Annotated in this window: 12 protein-coding genes and 1 pseudogene; 9 read left to right on the forward strand and 4 right to left on the reverse strand. The window is 71.7% G+C overall.

Translation table 11 applies throughout. From position 1 onward, the window contains the following. Nucleotides 1-63 precede the first annotated feature (63 nt). Entirely contained in the window at nucleotides 64-1,767 is a 1,704-nt protein-coding gene (locus ACWDAG_RS12800) for an ABC transporter ATP-binding protein (RefSeq protein WP_450695623.1), read from the forward strand. Nucleotides 1,768-2,002: 235 nt separating this feature from the next. Continuing rightward, on the forward strand, nucleotides 2,003-4,222 hold the full coding sequence (locus ACWDAG_RS12805) for an ATP-binding cassette domain-containing protein (protein ID WP_450695624.1): 2,220 nt from the start codon (nucleotides 2,003-2,005) through the stop codon (nucleotides 4,220-4,222). Here ACWDAG_RS12805 and ACWDAG_RS12810 read toward each other — a convergent pair. Beyond that, a pseudogene (locus ACWDAG_RS12810) lies at nucleotides 4,145-4,669 on the reverse strand (response regulator transcription factor); the annotation flags it as partial. The gene ACWDAG_RS12805 and the pseudogene ACWDAG_RS12810 sit on opposite strands and share 78 nt — an antisense overlap. A gap of 325 nt (nucleotides 4,670-4,994) precedes the next feature. Between ACWDAG_RS12810 and ACWDAG_RS12815 the strand changes: the two are divergent. Continuing rightward, on the forward strand, nucleotides 4,995-7,139 hold the full coding sequence (locus ACWDAG_RS12815; protein WP_450695625.1) for a PP2C family protein-serine/threonine phosphatase: 2,145 nt from the start codon (nucleotides 4,995-4,997) through the stop codon (nucleotides 7,137-7,139). Between the two features lie 156 nt (nucleotides 7,140-7,295). Here the strand turns inward: ACWDAG_RS12815 and ACWDAG_RS12820 are convergent, their stop codons facing one another. Beyond that, on the reverse strand, nucleotides 7,296-8,726 hold the full coding sequence (locus tag ACWDAG_RS12820; protein ID WP_450695626.1) for a S1 family peptidase: 1,431 nt from the start codon (nucleotides 8,724-8,726) through the stop codon (nucleotides 7,296-7,298). Between the two features lie 191 nt (nucleotides 8,727-8,917). Here ACWDAG_RS12820 and ACWDAG_RS12825 point away from each other — a divergent pair, with 191 nt between their 5' ends. The 5 genes from ACWDAG_RS12825 (at nucleotide 8,918) to ACWDAG_RS12845 (ending at nucleotide 16,009) form a co-directional block, all read left to right on the forward strand. Next, nucleotides 8,918-9,331: a PaaI family thioesterase gene (locus ACWDAG_RS12825; RefSeq protein WP_450695627.1), complete on the forward strand. Its 414-nt coding sequence runs from the start codon at nucleotides 8,918-8,920 to the stop codon at nucleotides 9,329-9,331. 471 nt (nucleotides 9,332-9,802) lie between these two features. Beyond that, complete coding sequence (locus tag ACWDAG_RS12830) at nucleotides 9,803-10,018, forward strand: type A2 lantipeptide (protein WP_450695628.1); 216 nt, start codon at nucleotides 9,803-9,805, stop codon at nucleotides 10,016-10,018. Between the two features lie 141 nt (nucleotides 10,019-10,159). After that, complete coding sequence (locus tag ACWDAG_RS12835) at nucleotides 10,160-10,966, forward strand: HlyD family efflux transporter periplasmic adaptor subunit (protein WP_450695629.1); 807 nt, start codon at nucleotides 10,160-10,162, stop codon at nucleotides 10,964-10,966. Next, nucleotides 10,963-13,185 carry an NHLP family bacteriocin export ABC transporter peptidase/permease/ATPase subunit gene (locus ACWDAG_RS12840; RefSeq protein ID WP_450695630.1) on the forward strand — a complete coding sequence of 741 codons (2,223 nt, stop codon included), beginning with the start codon at nucleotides 10,963-10,965 and terminating at the stop codon, nucleotides 13,183-13,185. Before ACWDAG_RS12835 ends, ACWDAG_RS12840 begins: the two co-directional genes overlap by 4 nt. A gap of 1 nt (nucleotide 13,186) precedes the next feature. Next, a complete protein-coding gene (locus tag ACWDAG_RS12845; RefSeq protein WP_450695631.1) occupies nucleotides 13,187-16,009 on the forward strand; it encodes an NHLP bacteriocin export ABC transporter permease/ATPase subunit in 2,823 nt (940 codons plus the stop codon). 4 nt (nucleotides 16,010-16,013) lie between these two features. Here the strand turns inward: ACWDAG_RS12845 and ACWDAG_RS12850 are convergent, their stop codons facing one another. Further along, nucleotides 16,014-16,541 carry an SRPBCC family protein gene (locus ACWDAG_RS12850; protein ID WP_450695632.1) on the reverse strand — a complete coding sequence of 176 codons (528 nt, stop codon included), beginning with the start codon at nucleotides 16,539-16,541 and terminating at the stop codon, nucleotides 16,014-16,016. A 6-nt stretch (nucleotides 16,542-16,547) separates the two neighbouring features. Beyond that, nucleotides 16,548-16,892 (reverse strand): ArsR/SmtB family transcription factor, encoded by a 345-nt coding sequence (locus ACWDAG_RS12855; RefSeq protein WP_450695633.1) that lies wholly within the window; start codon nucleotides 16,890-16,892, stop codon nucleotides 16,548-16,550. 162 nt (nucleotides 16,893-17,054) lie between these two features. Here ACWDAG_RS12855 and ACWDAG_RS12860 point away from each other — a divergent pair, with 162 nt between their 5' ends. Continuing rightward, nucleotides 17,055-18,557, forward strand: a complete 1,503-nt coding sequence (locus ACWDAG_RS12860) for an MFS transporter (protein ID WP_450695634.1) — start codon at nucleotides 17,055-17,057, stop codon at nucleotides 18,555-18,557. Nucleotides 18,558-18,581: the final 24 nt, after the last annotated feature.

Below are 18,581 nucleotides of genomic sequence, written 5' to 3' on the forward strand. Positions count from 1 at the left end.
CGCGAGGGAGGGGCCGCCCGGGGTCCTGCGCTCCTTCGACCCCGGATGCGAGGCCGCAGCCGTATGACGACTCGTGCCGACGCCGCACCTCCCGCCACGTTGCTGAACTCCGCCACCCGGCACAGCGGCGCGCGCTGCATCGTCCTCTGCCTGATGAGCACGGCATCCACCGGCGCCGGACTCCTGCTGCCGGCCGCGCTCGGCCGCACCCTCGATCTCCTCCTCGCGCACTCCCCGGCAACCCGCTGGGTGCTGTGCTGCGCGGGGATCGTGCTGCTCCTGGCCCTGCTCGACGCCGGCGAGACCGTGCTGGGCGGCACCGTCGACGCCCGGACCACGGCGTGGCTGCGGCGGCGGCTGACGGGGCATGTACTGGCCGTCGGCCCGCGCGCCGCCCACCGCTTCGGACCCGGCGACCTGATCGCCCGCCTCGTCGGCAACGCGGCCCAGGCGGGGACGGCTCCGGCCGCCCGCGCCGCGCTGCTCGCCGCGCTGGCCGGTCCCGCCGGAGGCATGGTGGCGCTCGGCCTGATCGACCCGTGGCTGGCGGCCGTGTTCCTGGCCGGAGGGCCGCTCCTGATGCTCCTGCTGCGCGCCGTCGCCCGTGACACGACCCGCTGTGTGGCGGACTACCAGCAGGTGCAGGGGCGGATCGCGGGCGCGCTGGCGGAGGCGGTGGCCGGTCATCGCACCATCGTGGCGGCGGGTACGGCGGACAAGGAGGCGGCGCGGATCCTGCGGCCCCTGCCCGAACTGTCCCGCGCGGGCCACCGCATGTGGCGGGTGCAGGGGCGGGCCGCGGCGCAGGCGAGTGCCGTGGCGCCGCTGCTGCAGCTGGGCGTCGTCGCCGTGGCCGGACTTCTCCTCACCCGGCACCGGCTGTCGGTCGGCGAGGTGCTCGCAGCCTCCCGGTACGCGGTCCTGGCGACCGGCGTCGGCGTGCTGGTCGGCCAGTTCGCCAGTCTGGCCCGGGCCAGAGCGGCAGCTGGGCGCCTCGACGAGGTACTGGCGGAGCCGACCATGACCTATGGCCACCGTCAATTGCCGCCCGGTCCCGGCCACTTGGAGCTGCGGGGTGTGACGGCGCGGCGCGGCGACCGCACCGTCCTCGACGGCGTCGACCTCGTCGTCCCCGGCGGCACGACACTCGCCCTGGTCGGCCGTTCCGGCACGGGCAAGTCGCTGCTCGCCGCACTCGCGGGCCGCCTGGCCGAGCCGGACGCGGGAGAGGTACTGCTCGACGGTGTCCCCCTGCGCGAGCTGACCCACGACGCCCTGCGCCGATCCGTGGGCTACGCCTTCGAACGCCCCGCCCTCCTGGGCACCACCATCGAGGACGCGCTGGCACTCGGCCCGCGGCCCCCCTCCCCCGCACGCATCCGCGAGGCGGCCCGCCTGGCATGTGCCGACGACTTCGTCCACCGCCTGCCGAAGGGCTACGCCACTGCCTGCGCCGACGCACCCCGTTCCGGCGGCGAGTCCCAACGCCTGGGCCTGGCCCGGGCCTTCGCCCACGACGGCCGCCTGCTCATCCTCGACGACGCCCTCTCCAGCCTCGACACGGTGACGGAGGCACAGATCGCCGAGTCCCTGACCCGGGGCGCGACCGGGACCCGCCTCCTCATCGCCCATCGGGCGGCCACGGCGGCTCGGGCGGATGCGGTGGCGTGGCTGGACGGGGGACGGGTGCGGGCGCAGGGGACGCATGCGGAGCTGTGGCGGCTGGCCGGGTATCGGGCGGTGTTCGCGGACGGGGGGCAGGCGTGAACGGCGGGGGCCGCCGGCCTTGGCGGGGGCCTCGGCGGGGCAACGGGCCAGTGGTGGGGCCTCGGCGGAGCGCCGGATGCTCGGAAGGGCTCGGTGAGGAGGCGCGTCCCCGGCGCGACGGGATCGGGTGGCGCGGTCCGCGTTTGCTGCAGGGCGAAGCCCGAGCTGCGAGGGCTCACCTTGGGTACAGGCAGGGCGTCGACTTCCCGATGGTCGCCGGAGACGGAGCGCCATCATGAACGGCCGTGGCGGCACGTGGCGTGGCGCTGTCGTGGACGGCGGGATCCTTGCGCGTGGGCTTCGTTTCCTCAGGGACCGGTGGCGGGTCGTGGTGCGGCTCGGCGGGTGGTCCGTGCTGGAGACGGGGCAGACGTTTGTCACCGGGTACGCCCCGGCGCGGGCACTCGACGCGGGGTTCCTGGCCGGAAAGGCCGGGGTCGGGCTGGCCTGGCTCGGTGTGGCCGGACTCGGGGTGCTCGTGGGGGCGTACGGGACCGGACGGGTCTACACGGCCGTCGCCGCGCTGGTCGAGCCCCTGCGGGACCGGCTCGTCGAGGGGGTGGTCGGGCGCGGGGTGCGGGAGGCCGACGGCGGGGCGCTGTCGGGGCTCACCCAGCAGGTGGAGATCGCGCGGGACACCTTCGCCGGGCTCGTGATGGTGTCGCGCTCGTTCGTGTTCACGGCGGTGGGGGCGTTCGTCGGGCTGTTCTCGCTCGCCCCGCTGCTCCTGCTGGTCGTGGGGCCGCCGCTGGTGGCCGGAGTGGCCCTGTTCGCGGCGTCGCTGCGGCCGTTGGCCCGACGGCAGGAGGCGTTCCTCGTCGCCGACGAGGCCCTGGCCGACCGCCTGGGTGCCGTCTGCCCGGGGCTGCGGGACATCACGGCCACCGGAGCCGAGGAGCGGATCGCCACCGACACGGGGGAACTCGTCGACGCCGAACTGCGGGCCGCCCGCTCCCTCGCCCGCTGGGGTGTCCTGCGCATCGCGTCACTCACCGTCGGCGGCCAGCTCCCGATCGTGCTGCTGCTCGCCGCCACCCCGTGGCTCCTGTCCCGCGGCGTCACCACGGGCGCCCTGGTCGGCGCCCTCGCCTACGTCACCCAGTCCCTCCTCCCGGCCCTCCGCAACCTGGTCCACGGCCTCGGCACCAGCGGCTCCCGCCTGACGGTCGTCCTTCGCCGCCTGGCCCCGGCCCACGGGCTCGGCACGAACGGACCACAACCGGAACGCACCGCAGCACACAGCCGCGACGACCAACCCGCATCGCCCCTGCCCCGGCCGACACCCACCGACCGGCCCCACCCCTCAACGCCCCCCGAGGAGCAGCCCTCCAAGACGCTCCCAGCGGTCGACCGGCAAGTCGAACCACCGGTCCCTGCCCCACACCAAACGGCCCCCGCCCACCCGCCCGCAGCCGCAGCAGCCCCCGACAGCCAACCCCGCAGGACGCCGGCCCCACCCGGCGGGCAAGACGGGCGTCCCACCCCCGACGACCAGCCGCACCGCCCCCCAGCCGAACCGGCCCATCCGGGCAAGCACCTCACACAGCCCCCATGGCATCCGGCCCCCACCGACGCGCCGGCCACCCCCGCCCTCTCCCTCACCTCCGTCACCTTCGCCTACGGCCCCACCGCCATCCCGGTGATCGAAAACCTTGACCTCGTCCTTCCTCCCGGCTCCCATCTGGCCGTCGTCGGCCCCAGCGGGATCGGGAAGTCCACGCTCACCGCTCTGGTCGCGGGGCTGCTGGAGCCGCGTCGCGGGGCGATCCGGGTGGGTGGGGAGCCGGTGCCCTCGGCGGGTGCCGCTCGGGGGCGGGTGCTCATTCCACAGGAGGCGTACGTCTTCACCGGGACCGTCGCCGACAACCTCGGCCACTTCCGGCAGGACCCCGTGCCCGAGGCGGAGCTGCTCGCGGCAACCGACGCCGTCGGGCTCGGTCCGCTGGTCGACGCGCTCGGCGGACCCGGTGGCCAGGTCGACCCCGCGGCGCTCTCCGCGGGCGAACGACAGCTGATCGCGCTGGCCCGGGCCTATCTCTCGGACGCCCGGCTCGCCCTGCTCGACGAGGCGACCTGTCACCTGGATCCGCAGGCGGAGGAGCGCGCCGAGCGTGCGTTCGCCCAGCGGCCGGGCGGCACCCTCGTGGTGGTCGCCCACCGCATCAGCTCGGCGCGGCGGGCGGATCGTGTGCTGGTCATGGACGGACGGGGCACCGCGTGCGGAACCCACCACGAGCTGCTGGAGACCTCGCCGCTGTACCGGGAGCTCGTCGGCCGCTGGAACCCGGTGCCGTCACAGCCAGCCCTCCCCCTGCGAGATGCGGATCGCGTCGATGCGGTTGCGGGCCCCGGTCTTGCGGGTGATGGCCGCCATGTAGTTGCGCACGGTCCCGTGGGACAGGTGGAGGCTCCCGGCGATCTCCGCGACGGACGCACCTTCGGCGGCCAGGGATAACACGCTCAGCTCCCGCCGCGTCAGCGGCATCTCGGCGGCCTTGAGGAACCCGAAGCCCAACGAGTCGCTGATGAAACGTTCCCCCTGGGCGACCCGCCGGATCCCGTGCACAAGGTGTTCCGGCGAGGCCTCCTTGTCGACGTAGCCGAGCGCCCCCGCCTCGATCGCCCGTTTCAGCAGGCCGGGTCTGTTCGCACCGGCAAGCACGAGAAGCCTGGGCGGTGCCGCGCCCGGACCTCGGGAGCGCAGCTCGCCCAGCGGCGGGATGCCGTACGCGTCCGCGCACTCCAGATCCGCCGCACAGACATCGGGCCGCAGGGACCTCACCCGGCCGGGTGCGCTGCGCCACGCCGTGTCCTCCACTCCGAGGTCGGGTTCCCGGCGCAGCCAGTCCGCCAGCACCGATCGCACCAGACACTCGTCATGCACCAGAAGTACCCGGATCACTGCCGCCCCTCAGTTTTCCGTCTGCGGTCGCGTTGGTGTTGAACGCGTGCCCATTGTTCGCTCCCGCGACCGCTCGTGGGCGCGAAGAACCGGCCAACAGGGTGCGCGGGGGCGCACACACGGCGCCCGCACGCCGTCCCGCGCATCAACTGCGGGGGCATACACCCGGGGTAAGGGGGTACGCGGGGTTTCTTCAACGAGGCGCGGGCCGTCGTGTGCCCGTACACGGGCCGGGCGGCGCCGTCCCGGCCACCGCTCGCCGTGCGCGACCGGCCGCCAGGGGGCAGATTGATCCCTGGGACCCGTCGCCCGGCCGTGCGAGGAGGTGGTCGGCGTGTCCGACGGGCAGACGTCCGCACAGGCGCCGGCGGCCACAAGGACGCGGGTGGGCCGGCCGCTGCTCTCCCTGGCGCTGGCGTCGATGATGGACGAGGTCAACGCCCACTCCGGCGCGGTGTATCTGTTGTCGCCGGCCGAACCCGTGCTGGAGATGGCCGTGATGGCAGGCCTTCCCCGGGCCTTCGCCGCGCCCTGGGAGCGGGTGGGACTGAGCGCGCCGATCCCGGTCGCCGAGGCGGTGCGGGAGCGGCGGCTGGTGTGGGTGGGCGGCGAGGAGGAGATGGCGGCCCGTTATCCGCGCATCGCCGTGGTGCTGCCCTATCCCTTCGCGCTGGCCGCGGTACCGGTGGCCACCGGCTCTACGGCGTACGGCGCGGTCTTCGTGACCTGGCCCGGCTCGCATCCGCCCGACCTGTCCGACCGGGAGCGGGACCATCTGACGGCGGCCTGCGACCGGCTAGCGAAGCGGTTGGAGCGTGCCATCGAGGAGAGCCGGCAGCTGCTGCCCGAGCCCGATCTTCTCGGCGGAGCGCCGGTGGGCGGCGCGGCCGGCACCCTCGGCACGGTGGAGGCGGCGCGGATGGTGGCACGGCTGCCGTACGGGCTGTGCTCGCTGGATCTGCACGGCCGGGTCGCGTTCGCCAACGCGGCGGCGGCCGAACTGATCGGGCTCCCGGTCAGCAGTCTGCTGGGCACGCAGCTGTGGGCGTCGGTGCCCTGGCTCAACGACCCCGTGTACGAGGACCGCTACCGGGCCGCGCTGCTGAGCCAGCAGACCACCTCGTTCGTGGCGCTGCGCCCGCCCGGGGACTGGATGTCCTTCCGGATGTACCCCAGTACGACCGGGCTCAGTGTCCGCGTCACCCGGGCCCGGGCGGTGGCGGAGATGAACCGGGCGGGACCGCAGCCCGGTGACAGCCCTTCCCGGCTGGTCACCATCTCCCAGGTGCTGACGCTGGCCGGTGCGCTGACCGAGGCGGTGGGGGTGCAGGACGTGGTGCAGCTGGTCGCGGACGAGATCGCGCCGGCGGTCGGCAGCCAGGCGCTGGTGGTCCTCGGTTCCCGGGCGGGGCGGCTGCATGTGCTGGGGCACCGCGGATATCCCGACCCGCACCTCGTGGAGCGGTTCGACGGGCTGCCGCTGGCCGAGCCCACGCCGGGCACACACGCACTGAACACCGGCATGCCGGCGTTCTTCGACTCCCGGGAGGAGCTGGAGCGCCTGTATCCGTCGCGGCACGCCACCCCGGACGGCTTCGCGGCCTGGGCCTATCTGCCGTTGATCGCCTCGGGACGCCCGGTGGGCACCTGTGTGCTCGCCTACGCCGAACCGCATCCGTTCCCCGCGGACGAGCGGGCGGTGCTGACGAGCCTGGGCGGCCTGATCGCGCAGGCCCTGGAGCGGGCCCTGCTCTACGACGCCAAGCACCAGCTGGCCCACGGCCTGCAGGCGGCCCTGCTGCCGCACTCCCTGCCGCCACTGGCCGGCATCGACTCGGCCTCCCGCTATCTGCCCGCCACACACGGCATGGAGATCGGCGGCGACTTCTACGACCTGGTGCCGACACGGGGCGGGGCGGCCGCGGTGATCGGGGACGTGCAGGGGCACAACGTGACGGCGGCCGGGCTGATGGGGCAGATCCGCACCGCCGTGCGCGCCTACACGACCGTCGGGCAGGCACCCGAGGAGGTCATGGGCAGCACCAACCGGCTGCTGATCGACCTCGGCGCCGATCTGTTCGCCAGCTGTCTGTATCTACGGCTCGATCCCGCGCGCGGGCGGGCCGTGATGGCCCGGGCGGGGCATCCGCCGCCGCTGCTGCGCCGCCCCGACGGGCGGGTACGGGTGCTCGACCTCGCCGGCGGCCCGCTGCTGGGCATCGACGGTTCCGCCGGCTATCCGACGACGGAGGTCGACCTCGCTCCCGGCTCCGTACTCGCTCTCTATACGGACGGCTTGATCGAATCCCCCGGCGTCGACATCGAGGACGCCCTCGCCGGCCTCGGGGAGCGCCTCACCGAAGCGGGCGAACTGCCCCTGGACGAGCTCGCCGACCATCTCGTACGACACAGCACGGCCGCGCGCGAACGGCTCGACGACGTGGCGCTGTTGCTGCTGCGGGCCCGTTGAAGAGGTATGAACGGGCGCTGACACGACGCGGTCCGGCCCTCCCGCCGGAGGGCCGGACCGTCCACCGTCGACCGGAACCGCGCTGGAGGCCGATCAGTGGGTCTCCATCAGTGGGTCCGCGCTCGATGAGTGCGCTCGATCAGTGAGCGGACCCGATCACTGGGACCCGGTGAGGGACGACGAACCGTCGCCCACGCCGCTGCCGTCACCGACACCGGCCCCGGACTGGTCACCCGCGCCGACGCCGGACTGGTCGCCGACGCCGTTCCCGGACTGGTCGCCGACCCCGGCCCCGTCACTGGCCGTCGCGGACGGGTCGGCGGTGCCCGCCTGGTCGCCGCCGCCGACCGCGTCGCCGCCGCCGGCCTGGTCGCCTGCCGAGGCGGACGGGTCGGCGGTGCCTGCCTGGTCACCCGCGCCCGCGCCCGCGCCTGCGCCGGCGTCGCCCAGCGTCGCTCCCGTGGCCTGCAGGGCCGCGGTCACCGGCTGGAAGAAGGTCTCGCCGCCGCTGGTGCAGTCGCCACTGCCGCCGGACGTCATGCCGACCGCGCTGCCGTCCTGCGTGAACAGCGAGCCACCGCTGTCGCCGGCCTCGGCGCAGACGTTGGTCTGGATCAGACCGGTGACGGTGTCGACGCCGTTCGGGTCGGTCTCGCTCTGGAAGTTGACCGTGGCGTCGAGACCGGTGACCTGGCCGTCGTGCAGGCCGGTGGTGCTGCCCATCCGGAAGACCGTCTCGCCGACGGTGGCGTCCGCGGCCTGGGTGATCTGGACGGTCTTCCCGTCGCCGGTGTTGACCTCGCTGGCCGCCTGGGTGTTCGGGTCGTCGTACTTGACCAGGGAGAAGTCACCGTTGCCGGGGAAGGTGGCCTGGTCGACGGTGGCGATGGGCTGCCCGGTCTCGGAGTCGGACCACTGCTTGGCCGCCACACCGCAGTGCCCGGCGGTCAGGAAGGCCGGAGAGCCGTCACTGGCCTTGACGTTGAAGCCGAGGGAGCAGCGCACGGTGCCGCCCTCAGCCTGCGCGAAGATGGCGTCACCGCCCGACACCTTCGTCTTGAAGGTGCCGGAGGACTTCTTCACGGTGGCCATGTCGGCGCCGAGGCTCTTGACCGTCGACGTCAGTCTGTCCCACTTGGCGCCGGTGACCGTGGAGTCCGCCGTGACGGCGAGCTGGTTGGTCTTCGGGTCGATCGCCCAGGCCGTGCCCGGGATGGTCGCTTTGGCCTTGAGGGTCTGCGCGCCCGCCTTCAGCGCGGCCAGACTGTTCTTGACCTCGCGGACCTTCGCACCCGCCTTCTGCGCCTGGACGACCACGTTGTTCTTTTCGCCGGATATGACGTTGACGACGAGTTGCTGTGTGCCGGAGTCGTAGTACGAACCGGCGAAGGCGTCACCGAGCAGGTTCTGGAGCTGCGAGGCGAGATTCGAGGCGTCGGTCGCCCTCAGGGTCTTGGGGGCGGCAGTCGTCGACGAGCCGTCCTGCGACGCGTTGGCGTTCGGCAGCAGGATGGCGGCCGCGCCGAGCGCCGCGACGCCGCCTGCCGCGATAGCGGCCTTGCGCTTCGGAATTCGCTTGTGACTCAAACTTCTCGACCTCCTGGGGGGACCGGAGTCTGTGCCGCCGTACGGCAGCTGTTCTGTTCGGGCGCCTGGATGGCTGTTGGTACGCACGGGTCGCACGGTGCGTTCAATTCCGTTTGCCAACTCGCTTTGGGCAATGGCGAATCGGCCATGCCTCGCGTCTGACGAACCGGCACGGGGGAACAATCGCCCATATGACGATGACCACCGCCGAAGCCGACAAGATCCTCTCCGCCAACTTCGCCCCTTGGGTCCTGGAGCTGGGCCTGACGGTCGAGTCCCTGGCCGACGACCGGGCGACGCTACGACTTCCCTGGTCGGACCGGCTGGCCCGGGAGGGCGGCGGGCTGTCCGGGCAGGCGCTGATGGCCGCCGCCGACACGGCCACCGTGATCGCCGTGTCCGCGGCGCGCGGGGCCTTCGGACCGATGACGACGGTTCAGCAGTCGACGTCGTTCCAGCGCGCGGTGACGGGTTCGGATGTCCTGATCGAAGCGGTGCTCACCAAACTGGGACGCCGTATGGCATTCGCGGACATCACGATGACCGCCGAGACATCGGGTGAACTCGCGGCGCGCGCGAGCACGGTCTATGCACTGCTCGGCTGAGCACTTCCGGGCCGACACGGTCCGCAGTCGATCGACAACGGTCTGTTGAGAACGTTGATCGGAAAACAAGCTTCAGCGAATCTGCACACGCAATACCCAACCAAGTCACCGTGTGCAGGTGATCTGCACACGCCGGAAACACTCGCCACGCCATTGGGACGGGAGTGTCGGATTCGTCGCGGGGTCGGCAAGGCCCCGGGCGAACCGATGCCGTGACGCATGTGAAGAACTCGCCATCGAGCGGTGCGCAAGCCTGCACGGATGGGTGCCCCAGGGGCTCAAGTTGCCTGGTGAGGCCATTGGTTGATTGGAAGCGCATGCCCGCTGCGTGCTTTGATCCATCGCACCGCAGGGGCCGCGAAGGGTCACCGGAAACGGAAGCCCGGCGCCTGCGGTCGCGGCCGTCGCTCTGTCCCCCAGAGGGGTGCCGCTCCCCCCTTGTGAAATATCCATACGAAGGGAAGTTCCATCATGAACTCCACCCCCCGTGTTGAGACCGTTGAGATCTCGGACGCCGAGCTCGACGCTGTTTCCGGCGGCCTGTCGATCAACGCTGTCAACTCCGTCACCGGTGCGCTGGACGGCGTTGCTCCCGTTTCCAGCACGGTCGACACGGCCGTCAGCCTCGTCGAGGGTGTGACCGGCCTGAACACCGCTCCGGTCACCAGCCTGGTCGCCGGTCTCTGATCGCGCCTTTTGTGATCGTCGAGTCCCGGAGTCGCAACGCGACTCCGGGGCCTTCGGTTGCCGTAAAAGCCTCACTGAGGCTCTTGAACCAGCCGGCTCCCGCGAGCCGGTCCTCTCTCGTTTTCAGGTGAGGGAAATTCCGTGCAGTTCCGCCAGCAGGCCCTCGCCAAGCTCCAGTCGCCGGAGGAGCTCGATCTTCCGGTGCGTTTCGCCCGCCCTCAGGGCTGGCTCGTCCTGTCGGTGACGGTGGTCGCGATGGCGGCCGCCTCCGTGTGGGCGGTGACCGGCACGGTCACGTCCACGGTCGGCGCGCCCGCCATCCTCACGCACGGTGAGGGCAGCTACATCCTGCAGAGCCCGGTCGCGGGCCAGGTCACGGCGGTGCTCGCCAAGCAGGGCGAGCGGCTGCCGGCCGACTCCCCCGTCCTGAAGGTCCGTACGGCCCAGGGCGACAGCGTCGTCCGCACCGTCGCCGCGGGCCGGATCACCGGGCTCGCCGCGACCATCGGCCAGATCATCCAGACCGGCGCGAACGTCGCCGCCGTGGAGAAGGTCGCGCACGCCGCCGATCCGCTGTACGCCACGGTGTACGTGCCCGCCGAGAACGCGGCCTCCATTCCCGCGCACGCCGCGGTGGACCTGACCGTCTCGTCGGTGCCGACCCAGACGTACGGCGTGCTGCGCGGTCATGTGAAGTCGGTGGACCGCTCGGCGCAGTCGGCCCAGGAGATCTCCGCGTTCCTAGGGGACAGCCAGCTGGGCGAGCAGTTCACGAAGAAGGGCCGCCCGGTCGCCGTACTGGTCAGGCTCGACAAGTCGTCGGGCACCAAGAGCGGCTACAAGTGGTCGTCCGCGGACGGCCCGCCCTTCGCCCTCACCTCCATGACCCTGGCCTCGGCCTCGATCCGGCTGGCCGATCAGCGTCCCGTCGATTGGCTGCTGCCGTGAGCACCGCAGAACAGACGCGGAGCAGGCGCCGTGCCGCTCCGCCCAAGCGCCCCGTTCCCAAGGGCAGGGCGAAGACCGTCCGCACGCCGACGGTCCTGCAGATGGAGGCCGTGGAGTGCGGCGCCGCCTCCCTCGCGATGGTGCTCGGCCACTACGGCAAGCACGTCCCGCTGGAGGAGCTGCGCATCGCCTGCGGTGTCTCCCGCGATGGCTCGCGCGCCAGCAATCTGCTCAAGGCGGCCCGCAGCTACGGTCTGACGGCCAAGGGCATGCAGATGGACACGGCCGCCCTCGCCGAGGTGAAGACGCCGGCCGTGCTGTTCTGGGAGTTCAACCACTACGTCGTCTACGACGGCATGGGGCGCCGCTTCGGCCGCCGCGGGGTGTACATCAACGACCCCGGCAAGGGCCGCCGTTTCGTGCCGATGGAGGACTTCGACGGCAGCTTCACGGGCGTCGTCCTGGTCATGGAGCCCGGCGAGGGCTTCAGCAAGGGCGGCCGCAAGCCGGGCATCCTGGGCGCGATGCCGGCCCGGCTGCGCGGCACCGCGGGCACCATGCCCGCCGCGGTGCTGGCGAGCCTGCTGCTGGTCGCGGTCGGCGCGGCGGTGCCCGCGCTCAGCCGGACGTACATCGACGAGTTCCTGATCGGCCAGAAGACCTCGCTGCTGGGCGTGCTGTTCGCCTCGATGGGCGCGTCCGTGCTGCTCACGGTGGTGTTGACGTGGCTGCAGCAGGCGAATCTGCTGCGCGGCCGCATCATCTCCTCCACCCTCTCCAGCGCCCGCTTCCTCAGGCATCTGCTGCGGCTGCCGGTGACGTTCTTCGCGCAGCGCAGCCCGGCCGACCTGGTGCAGCGGCTGCAGTCCAACGACCAGGTGGCCGAGACCCTGGCCCGCGACCTCGCGGCGGCGGGCGTGGACGCGGTGGTCGTGGTGGTCTACGCCGTCCTGCTCTACACCTACGACCCGCAGCTGACGTTTCTCGGCATCGGTGTGGCCCTGCTGAACATCGTCGCCATGCGGATCGTGATCCGGCTGCGCGCCACCCGGACGGCGAAGCTGCGGGCCGACAGCGCCCGGCTCACCAACACCGCCTACACCGGGCTGCAGCTGATCGAGACGATGAAGGCGACCGGCGGTGAGGACGGCTACTTCCGCAAGTGGGCAGGGCAGCACGCCACCACCCTGGAGGAGCAGCAGCGTCTCGGGGTGCCGAGCGCCTGGCTCGGGGTGGTCGCGCCGACGCTGGCCTCCCTGAACAGCGCGCTGATCCTGTGGATCGGCGGCATGCGCGCGGTCGAGGGCGGTATCTCGGTCGGACTGCTGGTCGCCTTCCAGGCCCTGGTCACCCGCTTCACCGCGCCGATCACCCGGCTGAACGGCGTCGCGGGCCGCATCCAGGACTTCGCCGCCGACGTGGCCCGCCTCAAGGACGTCGAGAACTTCCAGGCCGACCCGCTCTACGGCCGCCCCGGCGCCGGCGACTCCACGCGCCGTCTGCACGGCCACGTCGAGCTGCAGAACATCACCTTCGGCTACAACCCGCTCGACAAGCCCCTGCTCACCGGCTTCGACCTGACCGTCGGCCCCGGCCAGCAGGTGGCGCTGGTCGGCGGCTCGGGAAGCGGCAAGTCCACGGTCTCCCGTCTGATCTCGGGCCTGTACACCCCCTGGGAGGGCGTGATCCGCATCGACGGACAGCGCCTGGACGACATCCCGCGCGGCGCGCTCGCCGCCTCGGTCTCCTTCGTCGACCAGGAGGTCTTCCTCTTCGAGGGCACGGTCCGCGACAACGTGGCGCTGTGGGACCCGTCGATTCCGGACGACGCGGTCGTCGACGCGCTGCGCGACGCGGCGCTCTACGACGTCGTGACGCGCCGCCCCGGCGGCATCCACAGCAAGGTCGAGCAGGACGGCCGCAACTTCTCCGGCGGGCAGCGGCAGCGCCTGGAGATCGCCCGGGCGCTGGTGCGCCGCCCCAGCATTCTGGTCCTCGACGAGGTCACCAGCGCCCTGGACGCGGAGACCGAGCAGGTGGTGATGGACAACCTGCGCAGGCGCGGCTGCGCCTGCGTGGTGATCGCGCACCGGCTCAGCACCGTGCGTGACAGCGACGAGATCGTCGTACTGCAGCACGGCACGATCGTGGAACGCGGACGGCACGAGGACCTGGTGACGCGCGGCGGCGCGTACGCGGCGCTGGTCAGGGAGCGATGAGATGACGACCGCACACCACCAGGGCGACCTGGTTCTCGGTGCCCTCGGCTCCATGGGCAGCTACGTCGACTGCTCGGGGCTGACCCGGCTCGACCTGGAGGGTCCGCAGGTGCTGTGGCTGGTCGCGGCCGGCAGCCTCGACCTCTTCGCGGTGGACGCCGTGCAGCAGGGCCACTGGCACCACCTCGGCCGGCTGGAGGCGGGCTCGCTGATCCTGGGCCCGGTCCCCGGCCCCCAGCACACCCTGGTCGCCCGCCCCCTGCGCGACTGCGTGGTGCACCGCATCGGGCTGCGCGAGCTGTACCAGACGGCCGAGACCCAGACCTGGTCCTACGACGAGTACGGCAACGCCCAGTACGTGCCACCGACGACCAGCCCGCTCGAATACGCCCTCGCCCTCGGCGTCGGCCGCAGCCTGTCCGTCCTCTTTCAGGCGCCGATGGCGACCGAGGGTTCGGCCGCCGAGGTGACCGACGACGACGTGTTCTGGATGCAGGTGCCGCCCGGCAGCGTCCAGTACGGCTCGCTGTACGGCGCCGAGGCCGCCGCCGACCTGCTGATGGACCCCGCTGTCTGGCAGAGCATGGTCGACCAGCAGTACCGCCTGCTGACCACGCTGGACCGCTGGATCGAGCAGCTGGAGCGCACCCACGAGACGCGTACGGCGGCCGGTATCAAGGCGGGCGAGGCGGTCCGCGCCCAGGCCGACCGCACCCTGCTGGCCTCCATCGGCAAGACGTCCGGCAAGCGCACCACGGCCGCCGACGCGGACGCCTCGTACGCGGCCTGCAAGCTGGTCGCCGAGGCGGCCGGGATCACGCTTGCCGAACCCGCGCAGAGCGGCACCGAGAGCGAGCGCCTGGATCCGGTGGAGCTGGTCGCGATCGCGTCCCGCGTGCGCACCCGGGCCGTCCGCCTGGACGGCCGCTGGTGGCGGGACAACATCGGCCCGCTGGTGGGTCACCGGGCCCTGTCGGGTGCGCCGGTCGCGCTGCTGTGGCGGCGCGGCGGCTACGTGGCCGTACATCCGTCTACCGGGCGTGAGACGCCGATCGAGAAGGACAACGCGGAGGAGTTCGAGCCGCGCGCGGTGATGTTCTACCGGCCGCTGCCCGAACGGACGCTGAGCCCCCTGCGGCTGCTGCGGTTCAGCATGCGCGGCACCGGCGGCGACCTGACCAATCTGCTGCTGAGCGGTCTGGTGACGGTGGTGATCGGCGCACTGGTGCCCGTCGCGACGGGCAAGGTGCTGGGCGAGTTCGTCCCGAAGGCGCAGACGGGGCTGATCGCGCAGGTGTGTCTTGCCGTGATGCTCACCAGCATCGTGGCGGCGGCCTTCATGCTGCTGGAGAACCTCACCATCCTCCGTCTGGAGGGCCGGATCGAGGCCACGCTCCAGCCGGCCGTGTGGGACCGGCTGCTCAGGCTCCCGACGAAGTTCTTCAGCGAGCGCTCGACCGGCGAGCTGGCGAGCGCCGCCATGGGCATCAGCTCGATCCGCCGCATGATGGCCGGGCTCGGGCCCGTCATCGCCCAGTCGGTGACCGTCGGCGGGATGAACCTGGGGCTGCTGTTCTGGTACAGCCCGTCCATGGCGCTGGCGGCGATCGGCATGCTCGTCGTCATCGCGGCCGTGTTCCTCGGCCTCGGTCTGTGGCAGGTGCGCTGGCAGCGCAAGCTGGTCGTGCTCAGCAACAAGCTGAACAACCAGGCCTTCCAGACCCTGCGCGGTCTGCCGAAGCTGCGGGTGGCGGCGGCCGAGAACTACGCCTACGCGGCCTGGGCCTCGGAGTTCGCGCACAGCCGTGAACTGCAGCAGAAGGTCGGCCGGATCAAGAACCTCACCACGGTGATGGGCGCGGTCTATCTGCCGCTGTGCACCCTGCTGATGTTCATGCTGCTGGCAGGCCCGGCGCGCGGGGTGATGTCGGCGGCCGCGTTCCTGACCTTCAACACCTCGGTGACGATGGTGCTGACCTCCGTCACCCAGCTGACCAGTGCTTTCGTCTCGACCGTGGCCGCGCTGCCGCTGTTCGAGGAGATCAAGCCGGTCCTGGAGGCGACACCGGAGGTGCGCACGGCGAGCACCCGGCCGGGCCCGCTGTCCGGCGCGATCGAGGCCCGGCGCCTGTCCTTCCGCTACACGGACGACGGTCCGCTGGTCCTGGACGACGTGTCGTTCGAGATACGCCCGGGTGAGTTCGTGGCGATCGTCGGCCCCAGCGGCTGCGGAAAGTCGACCCTGCTCAGGCTGCTGATCGGCTTCGACAAGCCGGTTTCCGGCAGTGTCCTGTACGACGGCCAGGACCTGGGTGCGCTCGACCAGTCGGCGGTGCGCCGGCAGTGCGGTGTGGTCCTGCAGCATGCGCAGCCGTTCACCGGTTCCATCCTGGACGTCATCTGTGGCACCGAGCCGTACACGCCGGAGGAGGCGATGGCGGCGGCCGAGATGGCGGGGCTCGCCGAGGACATCAAGCGGATGCCGATGGGACTGCACACGATCGTCCAGGGCAGCGGTGCCGTATCCGGCGGTCAGCGCCAACGTCTCATGATCGCGCAGGCGTTGATCCGCCGTCCGCGGATCCTCTTCTTCGACGAGGCGACCAGCGCCCTCGACAACGAGACGCAGCGCACGGTGATCGAGTCGACCAAGGCCCTCAACGCCACCCGCGTCGTCATCGCGCACCGACTGTCCACGGTCCTGGACGCGGACCGTGTGATCGTGATGGAGGACGGCAAGGTCGCCCAGCAGGGCCCGCCCGCGCAGCTGCTCGCGGACACGGGCGGGCGGCTGCACGAGCTGGTGCGGCGGCAGATGGCGTGAGAGGTCAGTCGAGGCCGGGCACCGGAGCCCCGGAGGGCACACCGGCCTCGATGTACCGCTCGTAGAAATCCTTCCAGGGGGCGCCCGGCCCGGCGGGCGGACCCTCGAACGGCTCCCCCTGCGCCTTCGCGTCCAGTGCCGCCAGGCACACCTCCCAGCCGGCGCCGTTGCGGGCGGCGGCGTCGGCGGACTGCAGGACGTTGGTGAGGGTGAAGCGGGTGCGCTTGTCCTCCAGCGCCTCCAGGTCGAAGTGCAGCTCGTCGCCGCCCCACTCGAAGGACAGGTGACGCGGCTCGTCGAGGGCGAGCACCCGGCCTGTGGACTCGGGCATGTTCGGATCGCCGCTGAAGGTGATCGTGCCACCGGGTCGCGGGTCGATCTCGGCGCGCGAGGGGAACCAGTGGGCGAGTTCCTCGGCGTCGGTCACGAACTGCCAGACACGCTCGACGGGATGGTCGTAGGTGCGGCTGAAGCGGACGGCCGGGCGGCCGTCGTCCAGGGTCAGATAGGTGCCGGTGAGATCAGCGGCCATGGTGGATCAGTCCTTCGGGGCGGGTTCCTCGGGATCGTCCGGTGCCGTCTCGTCGAGGCGGCGGCCCAGCTCGTCCAGGCTGCGGTTCCACAGTCTGCGATACGGGGCGAGCCAGGCGTCGAGTTCGGCGATCGGCGCCGGGTCGAGGGCGTAGACGCGACGCTGCGCGTCCTGCCGTACCCGCACCAGGCCCGCCTCGCGCAGCACCTTCAGGTGCTTGGAGGTGCTCGGCTGACTCAGACCGCACGCCTCCACGATCTCGCCCACGGGCCGCGGCCGCTCCAGGAGCAGCGCGACGATGGCCCGCCGGTGCGGATCGCCGAGGGCGGACCACAGAGCGGCATCGGACATGCGATCCAATATGCCTCTGCAGTTATATATCCGTCAACGCATATGAGACGCAGACCACACCTAGCGAAACGTTGCCGTTTCGCTAGAGGCAGGTCTAGTCTGTCGGTGTACGAAACCGTTTCGTTCCAGACCTTTGAGCGACTTCCCTGGAGTGGTTCTCCCATGTCTCAGAAGACCCTGACCGACGGCGCCCCCGGAGAGGCGGTGGAGGTCGCACCCGCCGCCTCGGCGAAGCGATGGTGGATCCTCGCGGTCGTCGCCGTCGCACAGCTGATGGTGGTGCTGGACGCCACCATCGTGAACATCGCCCTCCCCTCGGCGCAGGCCGACCTCGGCTTCTCCGACGGCAACCGGCAGTGGATCGTCACCGCGTACGCCCTGGCGTTCGCCTCCCTGCTGCTGCTCGGAGGCCGTATCGCCGACCTCTTCGGCCGCAAGACGGCCTTCCTGACAGGTGTCGTCGGCTTCGCGGCCGTGTCCGCGCTCGGCGGTGCCGCGAACGGCTTCGGCATGCTGGTCACCGCGCGTGCCCTGCAGGGCGCCTTCGGCGCACTGCTCGCGCCGGCCGCGCTCTCCCTCCTCAACACGACCTTCACCGACGCCCGGGAACGCGCCAGGGCGTTCAGCGTCTACGGCGCCATCGCCGGTGCCGGCGGTGCGGTGGGCCTGCTGCTCGGCGGTGTCCTGACCGACGCGTTCGACTGGCGCTCGACGCTGTATGTGAACGTCGCGATCGCCGTCGTCGCCTTCGTGGGCGGCTGGCTGCTGCTGACCAACCACCGGGACGCGGAGAACTCCAAGCTGGACGTGCCGGGCACCGTGATGGTCGCCGCCGGTCTGTTCTCCCTTGTCTACGGCTTCTCCAACGCCGAGACACACGACTGGGGTTCAGGCCTGACCTGGGGCTTCCTGATCGCGGGCGGTGTGCTGCTTGCGGCCTTCGCCTGGTGGCAGACCAAGGCCGCACACCCGCTGCTGCCGCTGCGCATCCTGCTGGACCGCAACCGGGCCGCCTCGTTCCTCGCGGTGCTGATCTCCGGCGGCGGCATGTTCGGTGTGTTTCTCTTCCTCACCTACTACCTGCAGCTGAATCTGGGCTTCAGCCCGACCAAGACCGGCGTGGCGTTCCTGCCGATGGTCGGTGCACTGATGGTGACGGCACAGCTCGGCACCACGCTCCTGGTGCCGCGGATCGGGCCGAAGGTCGTCGTCCCGCTGGGCTTCGCGATCGCCGCGGTCGGCATGGCCTGGCTGACCGGGATCGGCGTCGGTTCGAGCTACGTCAGCGGGGTGCTGCCGCAGCTGATCGTGACCGGCGCAGGCCTCGGTCTGGTGATGCCGGCGGCCATGCAGCTGGCCACCGGCGGGGTGGCCGCCGAGGACGCGGGCGTCGCCTCCGCCACGGTCAACGCCATGCAGCAGGTGGGCGGTTCGATCGGTACGGCCCTGCTGAACACCCTGGCCGCGAGCGCCGCGACCGACTACCTGGCCGGCAAGGACGCGACCAGCAAGCTGGTGCAGGCCCAGGCGACGATCGAGAGCTACACCACCGCCTTCTGGTGGTCGGCGGTCCTGTTCGCCGCCGGCGCCGTGATCGCCTTCGTGTTCTTCCGCCGCGGGGTGCCGGGGCAGGACGCGAACGCCGCGCCGGTCGTCCACATGTGATCGACCCAGCCCGAGCCGCAACGG

This window comes from Streptomyces sp. NPDC001157 (genome assembly GCF_053598255.1).

Coding starts and splice junctions, on each gene's coding strand:
- ACWDAG_RS12800 (WP_450695623.1), top strand. CDS start 64: ATGACGACTCGTGCCGACGCCGCACCTCCCGCCACGTTGCTGAACTCC.
- ACWDAG_RS12805 (WP_450695624.1), top strand. CDS start 2,003: ATGAACGGCCGTGGCGGCACGTGGCGTGGCGCTGTCGTGGACGGCGGG.
- ACWDAG_RS12825 (WP_450695627.1), top strand. CDS start 8,918: ATGACGATGACCACCGCCGAAGCCGACAAGATCCTCTCCGCCAACTTC.
- ACWDAG_RS12830 (WP_450695628.1), top strand. CDS start 9,803: ATGAACTCCACCCCCCGTGTTGAGACCGTTGAGATCTCGGACGCCGAG.
- ACWDAG_RS12845 (WP_450695631.1), top strand. CDS start 13,187: ATGACGACCGCACACCACCAGGGCGACCTGGTTCTCGGTGCCCTCGGC.
- ACWDAG_RS12850 (WP_450695632.1), bottom strand. CDS start 16,541: ATGGCCGCTGATCTCACCGGCACCTATCTGACCCTGGACGACGGCCGC.
- ACWDAG_RS12855 (WP_450695633.1), bottom strand. CDS start 16,892: ATGTCCGATGCCGCTCTGTGGTCCGCCCTCGGCGATCCGCACCGGCGG.
- ACWDAG_RS12860 (WP_450695634.1), top strand. CDS start 17,055: ATGTCTCAGAAGACCCTGACCGACGGCGCCCCCGGAGAGGCGGTGGAG.